Genomic DNA, 19,107 nt, shown 5'->3' on the forward strand with positions numbered 1-19,107 from the left:
AACCTGTTCCTTATTCAATAATTGTTAGTTTCTTTTCAGATTGCCTATTGTGCTCTTGCTTTTATAAAAAGGCGTCTGGATGGCTAAACTATCTACCGAATCGAATCGCTGAACAACGTCCAAATATTCATCTTGTTTATTAAAAATATTCATCATCAGCGAGTCAGAGATGAATATAGTTAAATCCATCTGGACATCTAGACGTTTACAAATGATAAAAAAACCCGTAGGGTGATTATTAAGAAATATTGAATTAGCTTAGGGAATATGAGGAATACTCATGATAGAGCTTAAACATCTGCGAACATTGACGACCTTGAGAGATAGCGGTTCGCTCACAGCAACAGCAACCTCTCTCCACCTGACTCAGTCGGCACTTTCTCATCAATTGAAGGATCTAGAGGCACGTATTGGTGGGCAGTTGTTCCTGCGCAAAACTCGGCCAGTAAAGTTCACCTCAGAGGGGGAGATCTTGCTTAAGCTCGCTGATGAGATTCAACCAAGAATCGCTAAAGCAGAGAATGAGTTGGCGAGCCTCAAAGAGGACGTGAATGGGCGTCTGCATATGGCGATCGAGTGTCACTCATGCTTCCAATGGTTAATGCCTGCATTGAAAGAGTATCAAGTCGCTTGGCCAAGCGTGACTCTAGATTTCTCGTCCGGTTTTGGCTTTGAACCGCTACCCGCGCTAATGGCCGGCGAGTTGGATTTAGTGATCACCTCAGACATTCAACCTCGCTCTGAGATCCACTATGAGCCACTTTTCGATTTCGAGATGCGTTTGATCACGGCGATTAACTCTCCTTTGGCCGAGAAACCAAGCATTGATCCGCAAGATCTTAGCGATCTCACGATGCTTTCCTACCCAGTTCAAAAGCAGCGTCTAGATGTGGTGAAACACTTCTTGCAACCTGCAGGTATTGAACCGAAGAAGTGGAAGCAGGCAGACAACACCTTGATGTTAGTGCAAATGGTATCAGCAGGGTTAGGGGTCGCAGCCTTGCCAAACTGGGCAATCAGCGAGTTTTCAAGACAGGGATTAATTGCTAGTAAGCCTCTGGGTAAAGGGCTTTCAAGAAGGCTATTCGCTGCGGTAAGAAACTCAGAGAAAGACAAACGTTATCTGCAAGCATTCTTCAGCACTGCAAGGCAGCAGAGTAAGAGCCACTTGGATGGGATTGAAGTCGTTTAACCATATCGGTTATTAGATCAACACAAAGTACAAAAACAAAAAAGTCACAGATTACCTGTGACTTTTTAGGTTCAGTAACGCTTATCTTACGATATCTGTTCAATCGCGAAAAATAGACTATCTTGCGTATGACTTAAACTGATTCGTCAGTGGGTCGTATTGATAGCCAAGCATGTCTAGCTTGCCCACGACACTTTCTATATCCATTTCATACATGCTAATTAGTTCTTCAAAACTGTCGCATTCCAAGCGCAGTTTTTCATTCACTATTCCAAGCAAAATAATGCTATCTAGGCTTTTGACGTTGCTTAAATCCATCTCGTACTCCTTACGAACACTCTGACTAGATTAAGTTTAGAACGCTAACTCGCCTCTCGCTAAAAAACAGATCACACTTCTTAACTCAAACGGGTAATTACAGCGCCCAAATTGGTGTTAGGCCAACGACAGCGGCTAACAACATCAGCAATGACACAGTAAGCTGAACCTTCTCTGGCGTTTTAACAAACAGTAGGTGCCAACACCACACCACGATTGAAGAGATAAGCAGCGCAAAGCTAAACAGCAATGCTGAGATAACAGGCTCTAACTGAGCTTCAGAAAGCGAGTAAACATTCACAACCGTCGCAAGTACTACCAGCATCCCAGTCAATACACCGACAACAGGCAGCACACGGTGAAACGCTTGTAAGCGCGTTCTTGCAATCGTCAGTAATAGATGAGCAAACGCCGCGCCCAATAAAACCACCAACAATAATGTCGTGATAATACCTACAACGGTTGGTTGCTCAAATGCTTGGATAGCAACGTAAGACAACGCTAAACCACACGCCAGATACATCACCCAAATCGGGCCCGAATCACGTGTTTTCTTAGTCTGAACTTGAGAATAGAAATAAAAGATTGCGAAAACGACAAGAAATGCCTCAATTTTCACTGAAGCCACGGCTAACCAAAGTACGCCAATCGCAGGTAACATTTTGTGGATACGACCACGTTGCCCCGGGCAAATATCTCCCTTCACCAGAATCAGGGTTAAGATCAGTTGAGCTCCTAATAACATTGGAGCAAATTGCAGTAATAATGTTTCGACCATTGTGGATCTACTTATCTAGACTTATTTTCGCGAATAATATCAAAAACTGCTGTGAACACTAATCAAAATCACAAATTAGCGACGTTATTCAAGGCTTCAACTATGCTGTTGTTTGGCTCTTTTGTTGTTTTTATCAGCAAAATGACGAAAGACATCAGAACTAACAGGGGCATGTTCTACTGGCTAGTCAGGGCGCATGCCGCTATAATTCCCGCCTCAAAAATCAGAGGTCGAAATATGTACAGCGATATCACTCCTATTCACGAACACAAAAAATACTGGGCCGAGTGCTACGGAACTGCACCCTTTTTGCCTACCAGTAGAAAGGAGATGGATGCTCTTGGATGGGATAGCTGTGACATTATTATTGTAACTGGTGACGCTTATGTTGATCACCCGAGCTTTGGTATGGCTATCATCGGCCGTCTTCTTGAAGCTCAAGGCTTCCGCGTGGGCATCATCGCTCAACCGAAGTGGGACAATAAAGATGCCTTCATGAAGCTAGGTAAACCAAACCTATTCTTCGGCATCACCGCGGGTAACATGGACTCCATGATCAACCGCTATACCTCTGATCGCAAATTACGTCACGATGATGCATACACGCCAAATAACGAAGGTGGTAAGCGTCCTGATCGTGCAACTCTGGTTTACTCTCAGCGTTGTCGTGAAGCTTATAAAGGCACACCAATCGTATTGGGTGGTATCGAAGCGAGCTTGCGTCGTGTAGCTCACTACGACTACTGGTCGGATAAAGTTCGTCGCTCTGTACTGTTTGATGCAAAAGCGGACATCCTGCTATTTGGTAACGCAGAACGTGCACTAGTAGAAGTGGCACACCGCCTTGCTGATGGTGAAGAGATCTCTAACCTCACCAATATTCGTGGTACGGCAATCAACCTGCCTGCTGCACCTGAAGGTTACAAGATCATCGACTCTTCTCGTATCGAAAAGCCAAATAAAGCTTACGTACCAGTAAACCCGTACGAAGTGGAAACGCAATGCGATACCAAAAAAGATGAAGAGCCAAAGGCGCAGCCAATTACGATTCGCCCTTCTCGTCACGATGCGAAAACAACAGCGGTTCGTATACCTGCGTTCGAAAAGCTTAACAACGACCGTATTCTTTACGCTCACGCAAGCCGTATCTTACACCTAGAGACAAACCCGTACTCAGGCCGTGCTTTGATTCAACGTCACGGTGACCGCGAGCTTTGGGTTAACCAAGCACCAATCCCTCTAGCTACAGAAGAGATGGATTACGTGTTTGGCCTTGCTTATAAGCGTGTACCTCACCCGATGTACGGCAAAGCAAAGATTCCAGCCTACGAGATGATCAAAACCTCGGTTAACATCATGCGTGGCTGTTTTGGTGGTTGTTCTTTCTGTTCAATCACAGAACATGAAGGTCGTATCATCCAGAACCGTTCGAAAGAATCTATCTTGGATGAGATCGAAGACATCAAAGATAAAGTACCTGGCTTTACTGGTACCATTTCTGACTTAGGCGGCCCTACGGCGAACATGTACCGTTTAGGTTGTTCAGACCCGAAAGCAGAAGTGAACTGTCGCCGTCCATCGTGTGTGTTCCCGAAAATCTGTGAGAAGCTAAACACAGACCACAAACACACCATCGACCTGTACCGTTCAGCGAGAAAAGTACCAGGTGTTAAGAAGATCATGATCGCTTCCGGTGTTCGTTACGACTTAGCGATTGAATCACCAGAATACGTGCGTGAGCTTGTAACGCACCACGTAGGTGGCTATTTGAAGATTGCTCCAGAGCATACTGAGAAAGGCCCTCTGGATCTGATGATGAAGCCGGGTATGGGCACTTACGATCGTTTCAAAGAGATGTTCGAGAAGTACAGCGCTGAAGCCGGTAAGAAACAGTACCTAATTCCTTACTTCATCTCAGCTCACCCGGGCACAGAAGATGAAGACATGCTTAACCTGGCATTGTGGTTGAAAAAGCACAACTACGAGTGTGACCAAGTACAGAACTTCTACCCATCGCCAATGTGTAACGCAACGTCGATGTACTACTCAGAGACAAACCCTCTGAAACGCGTTAAATACAAAAAACGTGAAGATATCCCTGTGCCAAAAGGTGACCGTCAACGTCGTCTGCATAAAGCACTGCTTCGCTACCACGATCCAGAGAACTGGAAACTGATCCGTGAAGCGTTGATCGACATGGGTAAAAAACACCTAATCGGTGATAAACCAGGTTGCTTGGTTCCTGAGGATGACTTTGATGCCCAAACACCTGCGCAGCGTCGCAAGTCTGGTCGTCATGGTTCACAACGTTTTGCTACTAAACACAGCAAATCTCAACCGGGTTTAGGCGGTGAGAAGCCACGTAACCACTCTAAACCTGGTGGCAATAAGCCAAAACCAGGGGGTAAGAAACCTACTGGTAACAGCAATGGTGGCCAAGGTAAAGGTGGCGGTAATGGGAACTCTCGTAAACCAGCAACTGGCTTCATCAAGAAAGGTCCTGGTGGTCAATCACAAGGCACTGGCAGCGGAAACGGCAAACCAAACCGCAATAAAGGCGGTAACGGCCAAGGTGGAAAGCCGGCTGGTAACGGAAAGAACCATCAACGAGCTGCACAACGCTAGTATGTAAACAGATACCATTCGCGAACATAAAAACACAAAGCGCAGCTGTTTAGCTGCGCTTTTTGTATCTTTCTTTGGGAAATCTAAAGCGACATGACTTTTGAGAAAGCCTAGCGGGCGAAAACCCAATACTGACTGAACAAATAGTTCGTCACCATTCCTACTAAAATCCCCACCGCCATTGCAATAAATACGGCCCCTGTGAATTGAGGTAGTAGTTGTGTCACCAGCTTAAAACACAGCAAATTAGGTATTGCCGATATCGATGCTGACAGCATGAACTTTTGCCATTGAATCAACTTATCTGACCAACCGCCCTGCCCTTTGAACTCAAACGTCAGCACACGATTGCCCAACCAAGTTGTCGTGGCGGCAGCAATGAAGGCACCTATCCTTGCACTCATCAAAGGCAACCCGGCAAGGTAGTGCAGCAACGAGAACACTGTGCAATCAACAACAAACCCACCAACACCAACCACAGCGAACCGAATTATCTTATGGTGGGATTGTAAACTCTGGCTGTACACCCGAAGCTTATCTTTGCAAACGCGTAAGCTTGCGTTAAGGCTGACCATAGCTTCCAATTTGAATGTGACTCAACGATTGATTGGGTTTGATGTTCTGGCTATGACAGGTGAACAAAGCTCGCTTTATTTTGACGGTCGGCTCCAAAATACAGGTCAGCGCGTTCTCTTTGATCTTGGTTTCTACTTCCGATTTCTTCCCTATCAAGTAGAACTTGTCGATACCATCTAGCTGTTCAATATCGAGCAATTTCTTTGCCTGCCCATGGCTGTAAAACTGCCCCGAGAATGGTCGTTTACCCACGTAAAAACTTGGCGATGAATCTGTTATTTGTTCGAAGATGATACGGTCACTTTTTTCATTTGCTTTACCTAAGTTCAGGTAAACCATCGCGATCATCAACAGCACCGGTAAAACAAGCGCAACGCTAGAAAACCATTTCTTGTCTTTTTCCACCACTAACATCGCCACTAACAAACCAAGCGCCGGGATCCCCGGGAGCACATACGCAGGAAGAATGTTACCTGCCATGGTAAATAGAATCAGAGGTGAAATTAACCAACATACAAGAAATGAAAACAGCCCACGATTCTCAATGTTGATTTGAGCGATTTTCTTACGACGAACGAACGCTAATATCGGTAAAACAATCGACCAAGGCGCAGCGGCTTGAATCCAGAATACCCAAATCATGCCTCGTGTCTGGTCGTGTGCAGAGCCATAAAGATCCCCTTCCCAACCACTCACAACAAAACGCTTAAAATGCTCGCCAACAATAAAGTAGTCAATAAAGCCCGGTGTCGCCATTTCTGCCATGATGTACCAAGGCAAGGCTATCGCCAGCATCACACCCAATCCAGACAACAGTGGGAAGCCTTGCCATAACACTTTGAAAGCACCAAAGAAGCCATGTTGTAACACTAACCAAGGAAAAACTGCGATACCCATAATGACAACGGCCACAGGGCCTTTTGCAAGTAAACCTAATGCCAAGCCAATGAAACCGATATATCCCCAATTTCTATTGGTCTTGTCACTGCCTTCTCCCTGCCAACACAAATAAAACCCTAGCATCGCAATCGTCATAGATAAAGTTAGCGCCATATCCGTCATTACAGCACCGGCAGCAATCGAGAAAATGCCACAGGTCGCCAATACCACTGCCGCAACCAGCGCACTTTGTCCGGTACGCTTTGCCATATACGCGACCAATAAAATTGTCGCGAAACCTGCCAACCAATGTGGAGCACGGACAGCAAACTCGCTTAACCCAAAAAGCTCAATGCCAATCGCACTCATCCAAGTAAACATCGGAGGCTTACCCCAAAAAGGGATGCCGTAATCGAACTGAGGGGTTAACCAATTGCCGGTTTCCACCATTAGACGCGCCATTTCCCCATAGCGAGCCTCAGTGGTATCCATCAACGGATACGTCGCCAAAGATAAGAGCCTCAGAACCAATGCAAAAGCCAATAAATACCATAGGTGTGTTCTATTCAGGCTCATGCCGATTCCTCTAATTTAAAGTGTGTTTTTAATGCGGGTGTATCAACCACAGACTGGATCAAATACAAAGGACGATTCTTGGTTTCAATGAAGATACGACCTATGTATTCCCCCATTAAACCGATACTCAGAAGTTGAATGCCGCCGAGGGCAAGTTGAACCACCATCATGGATGGGTATCCTGTGATTGGCTCACCAAACATCATAGTTTTGAAGACAATAACCATCCCGTAGATAAACGCGCTCAGCGCGACCAAACCACCCACAGCCGTCGCAATACGCAGCGGTCGAATTGAGAATGACGTAATACCATCCATCGCCAACCCGATCAGCTTGAGGTAGTTCCACTTCGTCTCACCACAGAAACGCGCATCACGATTAAATTGAATGGTCGCTTGGCGAAAACCCGGCCATGAAAAAATGCCTTTCATGTAGCGGTTACGTTCTGGCAATTGGTTAATATGATCGACAACTTCACGGCTCAGCAGTCGGAAGTCACCGACATTCTCAGGAACATCAATCTTCGCCGCTGCATTCATCACTTTATAAAAGCTCGCCGCTGAGAACTTCTTAAACCAAGTTTCTCCATCACGTTGGCGACGTTGCATGTTGACCACGTCATAGCCTTCACGCCATTTGGCAATCATTTGAGGAATTAACTCAGGTGGGTCTTGTAAGTCTGCATCTAATAAGATCACCGCTTGTCCGCGACAATGCTCTAAGCCTGCACTCATCGCCGACTCTTTACCGAAATTGCGGCTCAGTCCGATAACAGAAATAGAACTGTTGATAGAAGTAAATGAGCTCACCACGTCTAAGCTGTTATCTTTACTGCCATCATCGACATAAACGATCTCACTGGTAATCGGCAGGCTATCTAACACCTTGGCTAAGCGTGAATGAAACTCTTCCAACACCTCTTGTTCGTTATAAAAAGGCACAATGATAGACAGCAAAACCGCTGGGTGGATCTGCGAGAGGGATTCTTTAGGTCGGCTAATATGAAGTTCAGACATAATACGTTCTTCTATTTATTAATCTGAGATCAATTTACGCGCTCATAAGTGAAAGTTATGTTATTGACATATTTTTCACGCTCACCCAGGATAATGTTAGTGTCTATTTCTGTATGAGAATCAAAATGAAACGAGTTCTATTGGTCGAAGATAACCGTGAAATTGCAGGTGTCTTATTTGATTATTTTGAGTGTATTGGCATGGAACTCGATTATGCCGACAATGGTGAGCTTGGCCTGCAACTCGCGATGGATAACTCTTTTGATATCATTATTTTAGATCTGATGTTGCCACGAATGGATGGACTGACAGTTTGCAACAAACTACGAGATCAAGGCAACGCAACGCCGATCCTGATGCTGACGGCACTCGATAGCCGCGAAGATATGCTGAAAGGCTTTGACCACGGTGCAGATGACTATCTCACCAAGCCCTTTGACTTAGATATTCTCGAAGCAAGGATGAATGCGCTGGTTCGCCGTTACCGTGGAAAAGTCGCCTCCTCTAAGCTTCAATTTGACGAGCTCACCATCGACCAGAAAACCCGCAAAGCTTACCGTCAAGACAAGCTACTTGCACTCAACCCAACCACCTATACCATTCTTGAGATGCTGTGCCAGAATGCACCTGAAGTGGTAACGCGTGAAGACATCTCGTACAAGCTATGGGAAGAAGACGAACCGAACAACGATGTGCTACGTAGTCACATCTACCAACTGCGTAATCAACTCGATAAGCCCTTTGATACCCAGATGCTAATTACGGTTCCTAAGGTTGGATTCCGCCTGGAGTCTTACAATTGATTCTCAATGTTCTCACTAGTACAAAAACCCTAACAGGCCGCTTAGCGCTTTTCTTTGGCTTAATGGCGGTGATTGTGACGGCATTTGTCTATGTGGTCTTTATATCTGCACTGTTTTTGTCTGAAGACAGCGTCGGCGAAAGGCGAATCCTGATTGACCGCAACTACGCCATCAGTCAGTTTCAAGCTGGGGAGAATGGTGAATTAAGAATAGATGAACTGACCACCGCCTATAATGACCCAACTCTCATACCGGAAGAGTACTCTAAATTTATAAAAGGCAGAGAAAACTTCCTTGGCGAAGTGGGTCAAGAACCAAACTCGCGCATGGTCTATGTTGGTGAGTACACACACCAAGGAAAAACCTATCCTATTATTCTACTGTCTGAAATAGACCTTATCGAACTGGACCAAACAGAATCAGTGTACGCAACAATGTTTATACTCACGTTGCTCTCTATCCTAATTTTTTGTTTTGGTTCAATACTTTATCGATTATCCAAACGGCTTATTGAACCATTTAACTCTCTCTCTACACAGCTTGAGTCGAACAAACTCAACCTCAACGAAGAATTTGGAGTAAGTGACGATGCTGCGATTGAATTCCGTCAACTGACCGATCAACTCAATCAATATCGTCGAGAAATCAACTCCCTTATCAAACGTGAGCAAGCCTTTGCACGCTACGCAAGCCATGAATTGAGAACACCATTAACGGTTGCACGTGGTGCTAATAAGCTATTACTTCGTAGTGATACTACCGAGTTTCAATCCCGTCAGGTTGAGCGTATTGATGACGCCATCGTGCAGATGTCGGAGATGGTCGATGCCTTGCTTGGCCTCGTGAGATATGAAAGAAACAGTGACGACGCACCACTGCGCTTATTTAGCCAGCAAGAATTAGAAGCTATTGTGTCAAAAAGCACTTCACAGGCCTCTGACAAAGAGGTCGATATATCATTAACCGTTGAGTCTGAGCCGACCATTCAAGCCACCAGCGCGATCATGAACATGCTGATTGGTAACCTACTAAGGAATGCTATTGCTGCGACCAATAGTGGTACTGTGACAATTACTTTGTCTCAAAACGGCATCACGATTGAAGACCAAGGCGAAGGCTTACAAGATCAATACAACCCTAACGGTCACGGCTTAGGGTTGCTGATTGTTGACGACCTATGTCAACGCTATCACTGGGACTTCAAACTGTTCAACCGAACTTGCGGTGGATGCACAGCTCAAATCACCTTTTAGAGCGATCGATATTCACTAGTATCTATTGGATTCAATATCGAGTGAAAACTTGATGTAGTTGGTTTACAGAGCCAATAACCTGCTAGATACTCGTAAGTCCAATTTGATTTTAAAATGCTGGCTTTTTAGTCAGCATTTTTACTAAGTGCGATGAAACTAAATAATAGCCCTGTAACTCAGCATCAATATAACGACCACACTTTTTTCTTAAAGCGTGACGACCAGCTGCACTCCCATTTTTGTGGCAATAAAGCTCGCAAGTTTATGAAGTTGCTAGAAGACGATCATCCGAACATTACCACCCTGATCAGCTACGGTTCAGCTCAAGCGAACTCTCTGTTCTCACTGGCGGCATTGGCAAAGATTAAAGGCTGGACACTTGAGTTTTACGTCGACCACCTTCCCGAGTGGCTACTAGAACGCCCTATCGGCAATTACCGTGGTGCCATCGACCTCGGCGCTAAAGTCATTTCAGTCAAAGAGACAGGCTCTGAACTTCATCCACAAGCGTATATTGAGCAAATAAGACAACCAGACTCACAGTGTATCGTGTTACCTGAGGGTGGCCGCTCTCAACTTTCCGAATATGGCGTAAAACAACTGGCGATGGAAATACTGAGCTGGACTCGCTTTGAAAACCAATACGATTTTGTTGTGGCCCTACCCGCAGGAACTGGCAGTACTGCGCTGTACCTTCATAAGCATCTAAAGTTACACAATATCCCGGTGCTCACTTGCGCTTGTGTAGGTGGAAGTGACTACCTCACTCAGCAATTCAATGAGCTTGGCGAAAGCGAACATCCGCAGATATTGCCTCTCCCGAAAAAGCATCACTTTGGTAAACTGTATCAACAGGACTATCAGACATGGCTAGATCTGCAGGAGCAAACCGACATTGAGTTTGACCTGCTTTACGATCCATTGATGTGGCAATGTTTAGATCAATGGCAGGCAGATAATCCGACTAAAACCATTATCTATATTCATCAAGGTGGCATCTTAGGAAACGAGTCGATGTTACCACGCTACCAACGAAAGTATCCTGATATCAGAACAAGTCTTTCTAGCAGCGATAACAGCACAGCCCCTACTTGGTAATGGTTCAAACCTCTTAAACCTGTTATTCGAACAATCACAGTGACGACTACTGTGATTGTATCTTCCGCATAAGTTTCTTCCGTTTAAGACAGCTATCCTCCCTGCTTTACCCATCAAAGCCAAACTGACAATCTCGCGAGAATCATAACGTTATCTATACTTTCCATTGGATTGCCACTCGTCACCTGAAGGATTAATGTATGCGAGCACTTACTACACTAGGTCTGTTTTCGGTTTTGCTTCCTTTTGCAGCACACTCTGGAGAAAACGTCATCTACCAGGTGGATGGCATGGATTATGAAGGTTACTGGAGCGAAGCCAGCGATCAAGCCCCTCTAGTACTTTTAATACACGATTGGGATGGCTTGACCGACTACGAGAAAAAGCGTTCTGAGATGCTCAACGAACTCGGTTACAACGTGTTTGCTATCGACCTGTTTGGCAAAGACATTCGCCCAACAGAAGTGAAAGATAAAAAGCAACACACGGGCGAGTTGTATAAAGACCGGGAAAAAATGCGCGCACTACTTAATGCAGGCGCAATGGAAGCGCAAAGGCTTGGCGGTAACTTAGATAACAATGTGATGATGGGTTATTGTTTTGGTGGTGCTGCCGTCCTGGAAGCCGCGAGAGCAGGGATTCCATCCAAAGCTTATGTCACCTTCCACGGTGGTTTATCTACACCAAAAGGACAAGACTACTCACAAACCAAAGCACCTGTTGTCGTGTTCCATGGAACGGCAGATGCCATGATCTCAATGCAGGATTTTGGTAGCCTTGCTACTCAACTCGAATCGACCAAAGTCCCACATGAAATGATCACTTATAGTGGAGCACCACACGCCTTCACAGTATTCGGGTCTAACAACTATCATCATGAAGCTGACCAAAAATCCTGGGATCGCTTTGCTCAATTATTAAGTTCGGTTTCTCGTTAACTTTCAATCTAGGTAACAGGTCAACGGCAGCCTGTTACCTAATTCGTACTAATTATTAGCGAGTATTTCTTTAAATTTGGTGTTCGTCACTCAAAAAGAAAGCGCTTTCTTGTAGTCTATCACTATTATCAATTAAGTACTCTGAATCAGATATGCTTTTTTACTGTGAGTAAATTATGAAATATTTAGCAATACTACCAGCGGTATTCGCACTAAGCGCCTGCTCAACAGTGACAGAGTCACCGGTTAGCTATCACAAAACATCTCCGGGGCTAGAGTCGCTACGAAACAACGAAAACTGCTGCGAAACCCTGAGTAACATTCAATATCAAAGCATTACGAACCCAGAAGAAATATCTGTTTCGATCACCACAGCAAGCCCTAAAATCGAGTTCAAATCTGGCCGATCCTTTGCTGGAGGGCTAAAGCTTCCTACAACACTAGATGCTATTCGTTTTTCAGTGACTTCAAATGCTAATTATTCAGCATTTGTTCCGTCACTTTTGGTCTTAGACAAAAATTATCAGCCGCTAGATGTCATTGGCAATGAAAGTATTAAGTACCAGCCACTTAGCCTGCTTGATGGTGCTCGATATGGCGCACAAATAGAACTGCAAGAACGTTACTTAAACGGCGAGACTCCTGCTTACTTGGTCGTATTCACAACCAGCGAAGCACTCGCAGAAACAACTCCTGTCGAAAAACCAAGTGATATGGCGATACGTTCTGGCGATATTCAGGCAAACATAGCTCATAACACGGACTACGCCATCCCCCATTCAGCAATCGGGAAAGTCTCCTTTGATTTTAAATTCACAGCGGTAACCACCGTTGTTGAAGAACAAAACCGTCAAAAGCGAGTCCAACAAATTATTCCAGAATCAACCGTAGCCCAATCAGGTTTATTAACGGAAAATACACTGAATAAGAAAGAGGTTTATCAAACTCTTATAGAAAACTCGGTTTCATCTGGAGATTTTAGTGCAGCACTGACTTACGTTGAAGAATCTGAGCGATTAGGAATCGAAGGGATGCGAAACTCCTTTGTTAACGCGATGAAGCAATATCAAAAAGCACAATAACTCAGCCGCAAGTAGTCGTTTATTTTCTCTCACTTTACCTCTTTTTTGAGCAACGAGAGTTAAATAAACGACTGTTATCCCTCAGCCCTATTCAGGCATAAACGAAAACTCTAATTGCTCTAATTCTAAGCCTAATTTGATGAATTCAATATCCAAAGAATAAAAGCCTTTATCAAGCTTAACGGAAAGCCCCTCAACTGAAACTGTCTCGCCATTAGTACCATTCACTGATAGAGACATCGCGTACACGTTATTGAGACTTAAACTACACGCAGATTGAGCCAAAGTGCCGCTATCGTAGTTAACAATACCTGCACATCGATACACACCAGCCTGTTTAACTTCCAAAACAATGCTACGATTTTCTCTGATATTAAGTGGTAATACTATTGCATGTTGCTCTGCCGTCAGAGAGCAAAAGTCTCCATCAGTTTTCCTCTGTTGTTTATTAAGATTTTGGGTCGCCTCAAAGCTCTTAACTGGATCAAAAGCGACTAATGGGCGACCCATTGCTGGAGAGTCCATAATAAAACGACAAATATTCATCGCGCTTCGTTGCAACTCCCCTAAGCTCAACGTTCCGTTATCAAGCGCCTGTAACGTATCGTCATTCGACACGTTATTTTCCGCACCATCATGCTCAACAACCATATACAGATCATTTTGAGAGCGAAGCATAAAGGATGTGTAACTTCGACTTTCAGAACCACCTTTGATTGGGTCATTCATTTTTGCCCACCAATCCGTTATCACTATCCCTTTATAACCCCACTCCCCACGAAGAATCGTAGTATTGAGGTCGTAATTGGATGCAGCCCAGTGACCATTAATAGGATTGTAGGAGGTCATAACACTCGAAGCTCCTCCTTGTTTTACCGCTATCTCAAAAGGCTTCAGGTGAATCTCACGAAGCGCTCTCTGTGATACAACACTATCAACATCAAACCGTGACGTTTCTTGATCATTCGCCACCAAATGCTTGATTGTGCCACACACTCCTGCAGCTTTAAGACCAAGAGTTTGAGATGCAGCTATTACCCCTGAGAGAAATGGATCTTCTGAGAAATACTCAAAATTTCGACCATTCAAAGGGTGGCGGTGGATGTTAATCCCAGGACCAAGCAACGTATCAATATGATTGGCTTGCATCTCTTTCCCCACTAAATGAAATAGTTTCTCATTCAGCTCCGGGTTCCATGTACAGCCTAATAATGTACCAATTGGGACTTGAGATGCTTTATGTCCGCTGTCCATTCGGATACCAGACGGACCATCTGCAGCCGCAACGACAGGGATGCCTAAATCAAACAAGCTCGGCGAAACACCACCAAAAGCAGCAGCTGTACCAGGCGTCGCCTTAGGACTGCACATACCTTCACCGCGAACAATTGCCGCTAACTGCTTTACGGTCATTTGCGAGATGAATTCGTCAATGTCCGCTCGCCCCTGCTTAACATCCAGTAAACGGATTCCCTTATCTTCACTAAGAGGAATAGAACTTGGAAGCTCACTCAGAATACGTTTACTCAAATCTATAGTTCGTAGCGGCACCGATTCGTAATCGTAACTGTAAACACCATTTTTCCCGTTGCCTTTGGGGATCAATCTCTTAAATCCGGTGACAGGAGCAAGTGCTTCCGTTAATTGCTCAACAACCAACAGCTCTTCTATTTTAACGCTCTCACTAACAAGCTTTGCTTGGCGAACACTTCCTCCTAGATAAAAGTGATATTCTCCAGCTTCAAGTACGTAACTATTTGGCTGTCCCGTTTTACCGCAGTCATCAAATGACGCGAAGGAAGAAAGCGGACATGAAATTGTCAAACACACCGTTTCTTTCGGGTCCAAGGTCGGTGTTTTCACAAACCCGATCAGTGCTCGTGTTGGCTTACCAAGATGACCTTGAGGCGCTTCAACATATAATTGAACAACATCCTTGCCACTGTATTTCTCACCTATGTTTTTAACTTCAATATCAAATACCAGCTCTTGTTCAGAGCCAGAACCAAGAATCATTAGCGCATTTAATTGATTGGAAAAGCGGGTGTAGGACAGCCCAAAACCAAACTCAAATTGAACAGCTTTAGGATTGAAAGTTTCAAAATACCGATACCCGACATAGATATCTTCTTGGTACAGATTACGTTCTTTATTTCCGAAGCTAGCGCTGGAAGGGTAATCAGATAAAGAGTGCGCAATAGTGTCGGTCAAACGTCCACTCGGACTAACATCACCTGATAAAACATCAGCTAAAGCATGCCCACCTTCCATGCCTGCAGCCCAGCTATACAAAATCGCCTTGATCGACCTTGCATCTTTGAGTGAGCTTACCCATGACATATCAATAATGTTGGTCACGTTCAGTATCACAATGACGTCATCAAAATGTTCCGTCACTTTCTCCAACATTTGCATTTCGAGCGCGGTTAAATTGTAACTGCCTTGCTGCTGTGCATTATCTTGATCCTCACCCGCTGTTCGACCGATAAAAATAATGGCTTTGTTAGATTTGGCGGCGGCATCCATCACAACAGAAGCTGAAAGAGGCATTTCATCTTGAAACCAAGGTTCAGCTGCCCAACCACCGCCGCCGTCATTGAAAGGGTTGTCCTTGACCCAACGTTGGTATACCTCCACCAAACTGAGATTAAGATTGATGTTTGGATTCTCATACAAGCCCTGTAATGCATTAACTGAATAAGGGACATTCACCGCTCCACCAGATCCTGTGCCACTTCGGTAGGTATCAATCTGACAGCGACCAAAAAGAGACACCGTATCACTAGCCTGCAATGGCAATATTGAATCACTATTTTTTAGTAGCACAATGCCCTCAGTAGCCGCTTGTCGACTTATGGGTGCAAGTTGCTTCTGTGCTTCGAGAATTTCCACAGTATTCATTTTAAGTCCTACTATTTTTTTACTTAGAGCAAAAATTTGACCTCTCGCCCTAAAAGTTAATATTGTCTTTGTTCAAAAAATAGTAATCTTAACTACGGCGTGTAACTACCAAATAAGCGACAAAAATAGGTAAAATAGCGACATGAAAACCAAGTTTAGACTCCAAAGTCATCAGAGATATCCTCAGATAAAATTTGCCTATGTCGATGGTCATCACGATTTCGACTTTGACGTACATAGCCATGACTTTTCTGAACTTTTCTTAGTTGTGAGTGGTAGTGGAAAGCATACGGTAGCTAGCCACACTTACCCTTTAAGTACAGGAGATGTATTTGTTATTAATGGTGATATTGAACATGGATTTTGTGAAGTAAATAAACTGAAGATTGTAAACTTGATGTTTGATACAGCATTGCCTTTTTTTGAGGTCCCTTCAATGCGGCAAATGCCAGGTTATCAAGCGCTTTTCAAGATAGAACCAATTGCTCGACAAGCATCTGAATATCAAGCAAAACTTACGTTATCACTTTCTCAGTTGAAACGAGTCAATGGGCTTCTACAACAAATCAAATCGGAATACGACAACGCAGAACAGGGGTTTGAAATCATATTGACGAGCACAATGCAGCAACTTGCGATAGAACTTGCTCGGCGATATCAAGAACAGACCCATAGCTTACCAAAAACAACCCTGGCATTGAGCCGTGCTCTCGCACATATTGACCATCATTACAAAGAAGTAGGATTAGATACAGAAACCATTGCACAAGCGGCGTATATCAGCAAGCGGCAACTAGAAAGGTTATTCAGGCAGTTTTTAAATACATCCCCAAGCCAATACGTCAAAGACCTTCAAATTCGACACTCGGCAACCTTATTATTAAACGACAACAAAAGCATCCAACACATTGCAGAGTCTTGCGGCTTTTCTGACAGCAACTATTTCTCCAAGTGTTTTAAGGCCCAAAATGGATGCAGCCCTCGCGAATTTAGAAAGAAACATTCTTCCCATAGAGCTGAGTTTTGAATATTAAAAGACTAAATGCACAGGCATAAAAAAACCGCCTCTCTCGAAGCGGTTGATGAGTAGCCTTTGGCAAGGAATTACTGAGATAGACTCAAAACATAAGCGACTCATTGCAATAAAAATGAATCTCTATGTGCTGCTAGGATAGAGCTCAACTATTGCAATAAATAGGATATCGAGAACCTTGCCCGCCCTAAAGGCAAGGCCGTCATACTACTCCCCGGTATGCTCGATATCACTAAAGACCCGAAGGTATAAAATTCTACCACCACATGTCAGCTTGAATACCTACAACAAAGTCGCCCTCTTTACCCGTGCCGTCTTGCATTTCACCATCAAGGTAAGATGCCATGAAGCGAATTTCTGGAGATGGACCGAAGCCAGAGTGCACAACTAGAGTCGGTGCTACTGTTAGCTTGTAATCATAAGAATTCTTTGACTCACCATTACGGTCTTCGTAGTTGTACATATAACCAGCTTCGGTAGCGATAAAAAAGTTTTCTGAAATTGGGAACGTTGGTCGCACCATTGCTGATACCCAGCCGTCTGTGTCACCATTGTCAAAATCGTTGTACTGGGTTTGAAGAGAGTGGAAAATATTCACACCATTTTCAAAAAAGTACCCACCCCATGCTAAAGCACGTAGTGATACATCGTTTTCATCAACAGCCTTCAAACAAGACGTACCACAACCCGTGCCTGTCGTTAACCAACTTTGATAGTCGCTACCAGGCTTGTACGTGTTGTAAGTCGTAAGAGTACCGCCTAAAAGATTACCCGAACCTAAGCCTTTACCAGCCTGCGCGATGTATTTTGTAAAACCTTTATCTGACAACCCAAAGACAGACTCAGTGTGAACAATTGCCGTCATTTCATAGCCATTCTCAGCGAATGCTTCTGGGCCATTACCAAAACCTAAATCGACCATATTGTCTGGCATATACTTAGCCATAGCGTGAAGCTCAACACTGCCAAAGTTCACGCCAGCATGAAGTGCATGCATGATGTTGTTGCTGTCACCCCAGAAACTTGTATCGCCAGAGTCATCGCTTGCAATATAAGCAAAGTCCCACTTATTACCACCTAGCTCAACACCTTCAATACCAACACCAGTACCTGACATATCCGTGTAGAAAAAGTCGGTCATAAAGATGTAATTATCTTTACCATAAAAGCGCTTACCACCCCATACAACACCGGTTTCAGATACACCCTCAAACTCGACAAAAGTTTCTGCCATACCAATTTCGCTGTTGGTTGCATCGGCATTGGCACCAAGTTGGTTGGTTGCATATTCCGCATTGTTGGCTGCTGCTCGTGTTTTGATTCGAATTTTCTGACCACCGTCATTCTCAAAATTTTTCTGCAGTGCAACTTCAAAGTGGCTATCCGACTCAACACCCAATCGACCTAAACGCTCTTTAGATGCTGGGAACTTTGCTCGTTTAAAATCATCATTTTCACTGAATAGAACACCAGCACGGAAATAACCGTGAAATTCAAATCCATCCGATTTTTCGGCATGTACAGCAGGTGCAGTAGACAAGCCAGCTGTAGCGACTAAACAAGCAAGGGTAAGCTTAGAAAGTTTCATAATAACTCCATGTTCCAAATTATACTTTCACAAAGAAAGCGCTTTCTTTATTTTTCTTAAAAAAACCAATCGAACAGATTTAAAGAAGATCAAATCTAAGCCCACATTCACTATGCACTCTTAACCTTATTGGCTTTAACCGCTCAGTTGGTATGGAAAGAGTATAAATCGATCTCGTGAATATAAACCGTGATCAACCCCACCAAAGAAAGCGCTTTCTTATGCGTAAGTCACAAAAATAGAGATGTTAAGTATTTTGTTCGAACAATCATGGAACCAAGTAAAATGTCACTGTTCACATATTAAAGACGAATTGCTCCGTTCAATCACTCAGAACCAGTTTCGAAATGATCCGCACCAGAAGTTTTGGACACTGAGTTAAGTGAGTACAATCACTAACGAGGTGAACAATGACAACTAAGAAAACACGAATTAAACATGCTCCTGAATT

General features: G+C 44.1%; 15 protein-coding genes. 8 read left to right on the forward strand and 7 right to left on the reverse strand.

Annotated elements, in window-relative coordinates:
* Window positions 1–280: 280 nt before the first annotated feature.
* Window positions 281–1,192, forward strand: coding sequence for a LysR substrate-binding domain-containing protein (locus F0251_RS23135; protein ID WP_008219852.1), 912 nt, complete (start codon window positions 281–283; stop codon window positions 1,190–1,192).
* A 117-nt stretch (window positions 1,193–1,309) separates the two neighbouring features.
* On the opposite strand, the gene F0251_RS23140 is transcribed toward F0251_RS23135, so the two are convergent.
* Complete coding sequence (locus F0251_RS23140) at window positions 1,310–1,510, reverse strand: DUF4250 domain-containing protein (RefSeq protein ID WP_004741624.1); 201 nt, start codon at window positions 1,508–1,510, stop codon at window positions 1,310–1,312.
* 97 nt (window positions 1,511–1,607) lie between these two features.
* Complete coding sequence (locus F0251_RS23145) at window positions 1,608–2,288, reverse strand: hypothetical protein (RefSeq protein WP_061032823.1); 681 nt, start codon at window positions 2,286–2,288, stop codon at window positions 1,608–1,610.
* A 237-nt stretch (window positions 2,289–2,525) separates the two neighbouring features.
* Here F0251_RS23145 and F0251_RS23150 point away from each other — a divergent pair, with 237 nt between their 5' ends.
* Window positions 2,526–4,913: a YgiQ family radical SAM protein gene (locus F0251_RS23150; RefSeq protein WP_171731912.1), complete on the forward strand. Its 2,388-nt coding sequence runs from the start codon at window positions 2,526–2,528 to the stop codon at window positions 4,911–4,913.
* Between the two features lie 110 nt (window positions 4,914–5,023).
* On the opposite strand, the gene F0251_RS23155 is transcribed toward F0251_RS23150, so the two are convergent.
* The 3 genes from F0251_RS23155 to F0251_RS23165 are packed head-to-tail and all read right to left on the reverse strand — an operon-like array spanning window position 5,024 to window position 7,960.
* Window positions 5,024–5,488: a GtrA family protein gene (locus tag F0251_RS23155; protein WP_171731913.1), complete on the reverse strand. Its 465-nt coding sequence runs from the start codon at window positions 5,486–5,488 to the stop codon at window positions 5,024–5,026.
* The gene (locus F0251_RS23160; RefSeq protein ID WP_171731914.1) at window positions 5,475–6,944 is read right to left on the reverse strand and encodes a glycosyltransferase family 39 protein; all 1,470 of its coding nucleotides are present in this window, start codon (window positions 6,942–6,944) and stop codon (window positions 5,475–5,477) included. The genes F0251_RS23155 and F0251_RS23160 overlap by 14 nt, the downstream gene beginning before the upstream one ends.
* Entirely contained in the window at window positions 6,941–7,960 is a 1,020-nt protein-coding gene (locus F0251_RS23165; protein ID WP_171731915.1) for a glycosyltransferase family 2 protein, read from the reverse strand. Before F0251_RS23165 ends, F0251_RS23160 begins: the two co-directional genes overlap by 4 nt.
* A 125-nt stretch (window positions 7,961–8,085) precedes the next feature.
* On the opposite strand from F0251_RS23165, the gene F0251_RS23170 reads away from it, so the two are divergent.
* The 5 genes from F0251_RS23170 (at window position 8,086) to F0251_RS23190 (ending at window position 13,134) form a co-directional block, all read left to right on the forward strand.
* Window positions 8,086–8,763 (forward strand): response regulator transcription factor, encoded by a 678-nt coding sequence (locus F0251_RS23170; RefSeq protein WP_004741618.1) that lies wholly within the window; start codon window positions 8,086–8,088, stop codon window positions 8,761–8,763.
* Window positions 8,760–10,016 carry a HAMP domain-containing sensor histidine kinase gene (locus tag F0251_RS23175; RefSeq protein WP_171731916.1) on the forward strand — a complete coding sequence of 419 codons (1,257 nt, stop codon included), beginning with the start codon at window positions 8,760–8,762 and terminating at the stop codon, window positions 10,014–10,016. Before F0251_RS23170 ends, F0251_RS23175 begins: the two co-directional genes overlap by 4 nt.
* Window positions 10,017–10,166: 150 nt before the next feature.
* Complete coding sequence (locus F0251_RS23180) at window positions 10,167–11,114, forward strand: 1-aminocyclopropane-1-carboxylate deaminase/D-cysteine desulfhydrase (RefSeq protein ID WP_171731917.1); 948 nt, start codon at window positions 10,167–10,169, stop codon at window positions 11,112–11,114.
* 200 nt (window positions 11,115–11,314) lie between these two features.
* Window positions 11,315–12,052 (forward strand): dienelactone hydrolase family protein, encoded by a 738-nt coding sequence (locus tag F0251_RS23185; protein WP_061032830.1) that lies wholly within the window; start codon window positions 11,315–11,317, stop codon window positions 12,050–12,052.
* Window positions 12,053–12,228: 176 nt separating this feature from the next.
* Window positions 12,229–13,134 carry a MalM family protein gene (locus F0251_RS23190; RefSeq protein ID WP_171731918.1) on the forward strand — a complete coding sequence of 302 codons (906 nt, stop codon included), beginning with the start codon at window positions 12,229–12,231 and terminating at the stop codon, window positions 13,132–13,134.
* Window positions 13,135–13,221: 87 nt separating this feature from the next.
* Here F0251_RS23190 and F0251_RS23195 read toward each other — a convergent pair whose 3' ends face one another.
* Window positions 13,222–16,035, reverse strand: a complete 2,814-nt coding sequence (locus tag F0251_RS23195) for a glycoside hydrolase family 3 C-terminal domain-containing protein (protein WP_061032832.1) — start codon at window positions 16,033–16,035, stop codon at window positions 13,222–13,224.
* Window positions 16,036–16,177: 142 nt separating this feature from the next.
* On the opposite strand from F0251_RS23195, the gene F0251_RS23200 reads away from it, so the two are divergent.
* Window positions 16,178–17,062 (forward strand): helix-turn-helix domain-containing protein, encoded by an 885-nt coding sequence (locus tag F0251_RS23200; RefSeq protein ID WP_105057363.1) that lies wholly within the window; start codon window positions 16,178–16,180, stop codon window positions 17,060–17,062.
* A gap of 262 nt (window positions 17,063–17,324) precedes the next feature.
* Here the strand turns inward: F0251_RS23200 and F0251_RS23205 are convergent, their stop codons facing one another.
* Window positions 17,325–18,656: a carbohydrate porin gene (locus F0251_RS23205; RefSeq protein ID WP_019821079.1), complete on the reverse strand. Its 1,332-nt coding sequence runs from the start codon at window positions 18,654–18,656 to the stop codon at window positions 17,325–17,327.
* Window positions 18,657–19,107 lie beyond the last annotated feature (451 nt).

This window comes from Vibrio sp. 070316B (assembly GCF_013114115.1).
Taxonomy (GTDB): domain Bacteria; phylum Pseudomonadota; class Gammaproteobacteria; order Enterobacterales; family Vibrionaceae; genus Vibrio; species Vibrio chagasii_B.

Bases quoted from the DNA above. Each gene is read 5' to 3' on its own strand.
- F0251_RS23190 (WP_171731918.1), top strand. From the start codon at position 12,229: ATGAAATATTTAGCAATACTACCAGCGGTATTCGCACTAAGCGCCTGC.
- F0251_RS23195 (WP_061032832.1), bottom strand. From the start codon at position 16,035: ATGAATACTGTGGAAATTCTCGAAGCACAGAAGCAACTTGCACCCATA.
- F0251_RS23160 (WP_171731914.1), bottom strand. From the start codon at position 6,944: ATGAGCCTGAATAGAACACACCTATGGTATTTATTGGCTTTTGCATTG.
- F0251_RS23170 (WP_004741618.1), top strand. From the start codon at position 8,086: ATGAAACGAGTTCTATTGGTCGAAGATAACCGTGAAATTGCAGGTGTC.
- F0251_RS23180 (WP_171731917.1), top strand. From the start codon at position 10,167: ATGAAACTAAATAATAGCCCTGTAACTCAGCATCAATATAACGACCAC.
- F0251_RS23155 (WP_171731913.1), bottom strand. From the start codon at position 5,488: ATGGTCAGCCTTAACGCAAGCTTACGCGTTTGCAAAGATAAGCTTCGG.
- F0251_RS23140 (WP_004741624.1), bottom strand. From the start codon at position 1,510: ATGGATTTAAGCAACGTCAAAAGCCTAGATAGCATTATTTTGCTTGGA.
- F0251_RS23145 (WP_061032823.1), bottom strand. From the start codon at position 2,288: ATGGTCGAAACATTATTACTGCAATTTGCTCCAATGTTATTAGGAGCT.
- F0251_RS23150 (WP_171731912.1), top strand. From the start codon at position 2,526: ATGTACAGCGATATCACTCCTATTCACGAACACAAAAAATACTGGGCC.
- F0251_RS23185 (WP_061032830.1), top strand. From the start codon at position 11,315: ATGCGAGCACTTACTACACTAGGTCTGTTTTCGGTTTTGCTTCCTTTT.
- F0251_RS23165 (WP_171731915.1), bottom strand. From the start codon at position 7,960: ATGTCTGAACTTCATATTAGCCGACCTAAAGAATCCCTCTCGCAGATC.
- F0251_RS23200 (WP_105057363.1), top strand. From the start codon at position 16,178: ATGAAAACCAAGTTTAGACTCCAAAGTCATCAGAGATATCCTCAGATA.
- F0251_RS23205 (WP_019821079.1), bottom strand. From the start codon at position 18,656: ATGAAACTTTCTAAGCTTACCCTTGCTTGTTTAGTCGCTACAGCTGGC.
- F0251_RS23135 (WP_008219852.1), top strand. From the start codon at position 281: ATGATAGAGCTTAAACATCTGCGAACATTGACGACCTTGAGAGATAGC.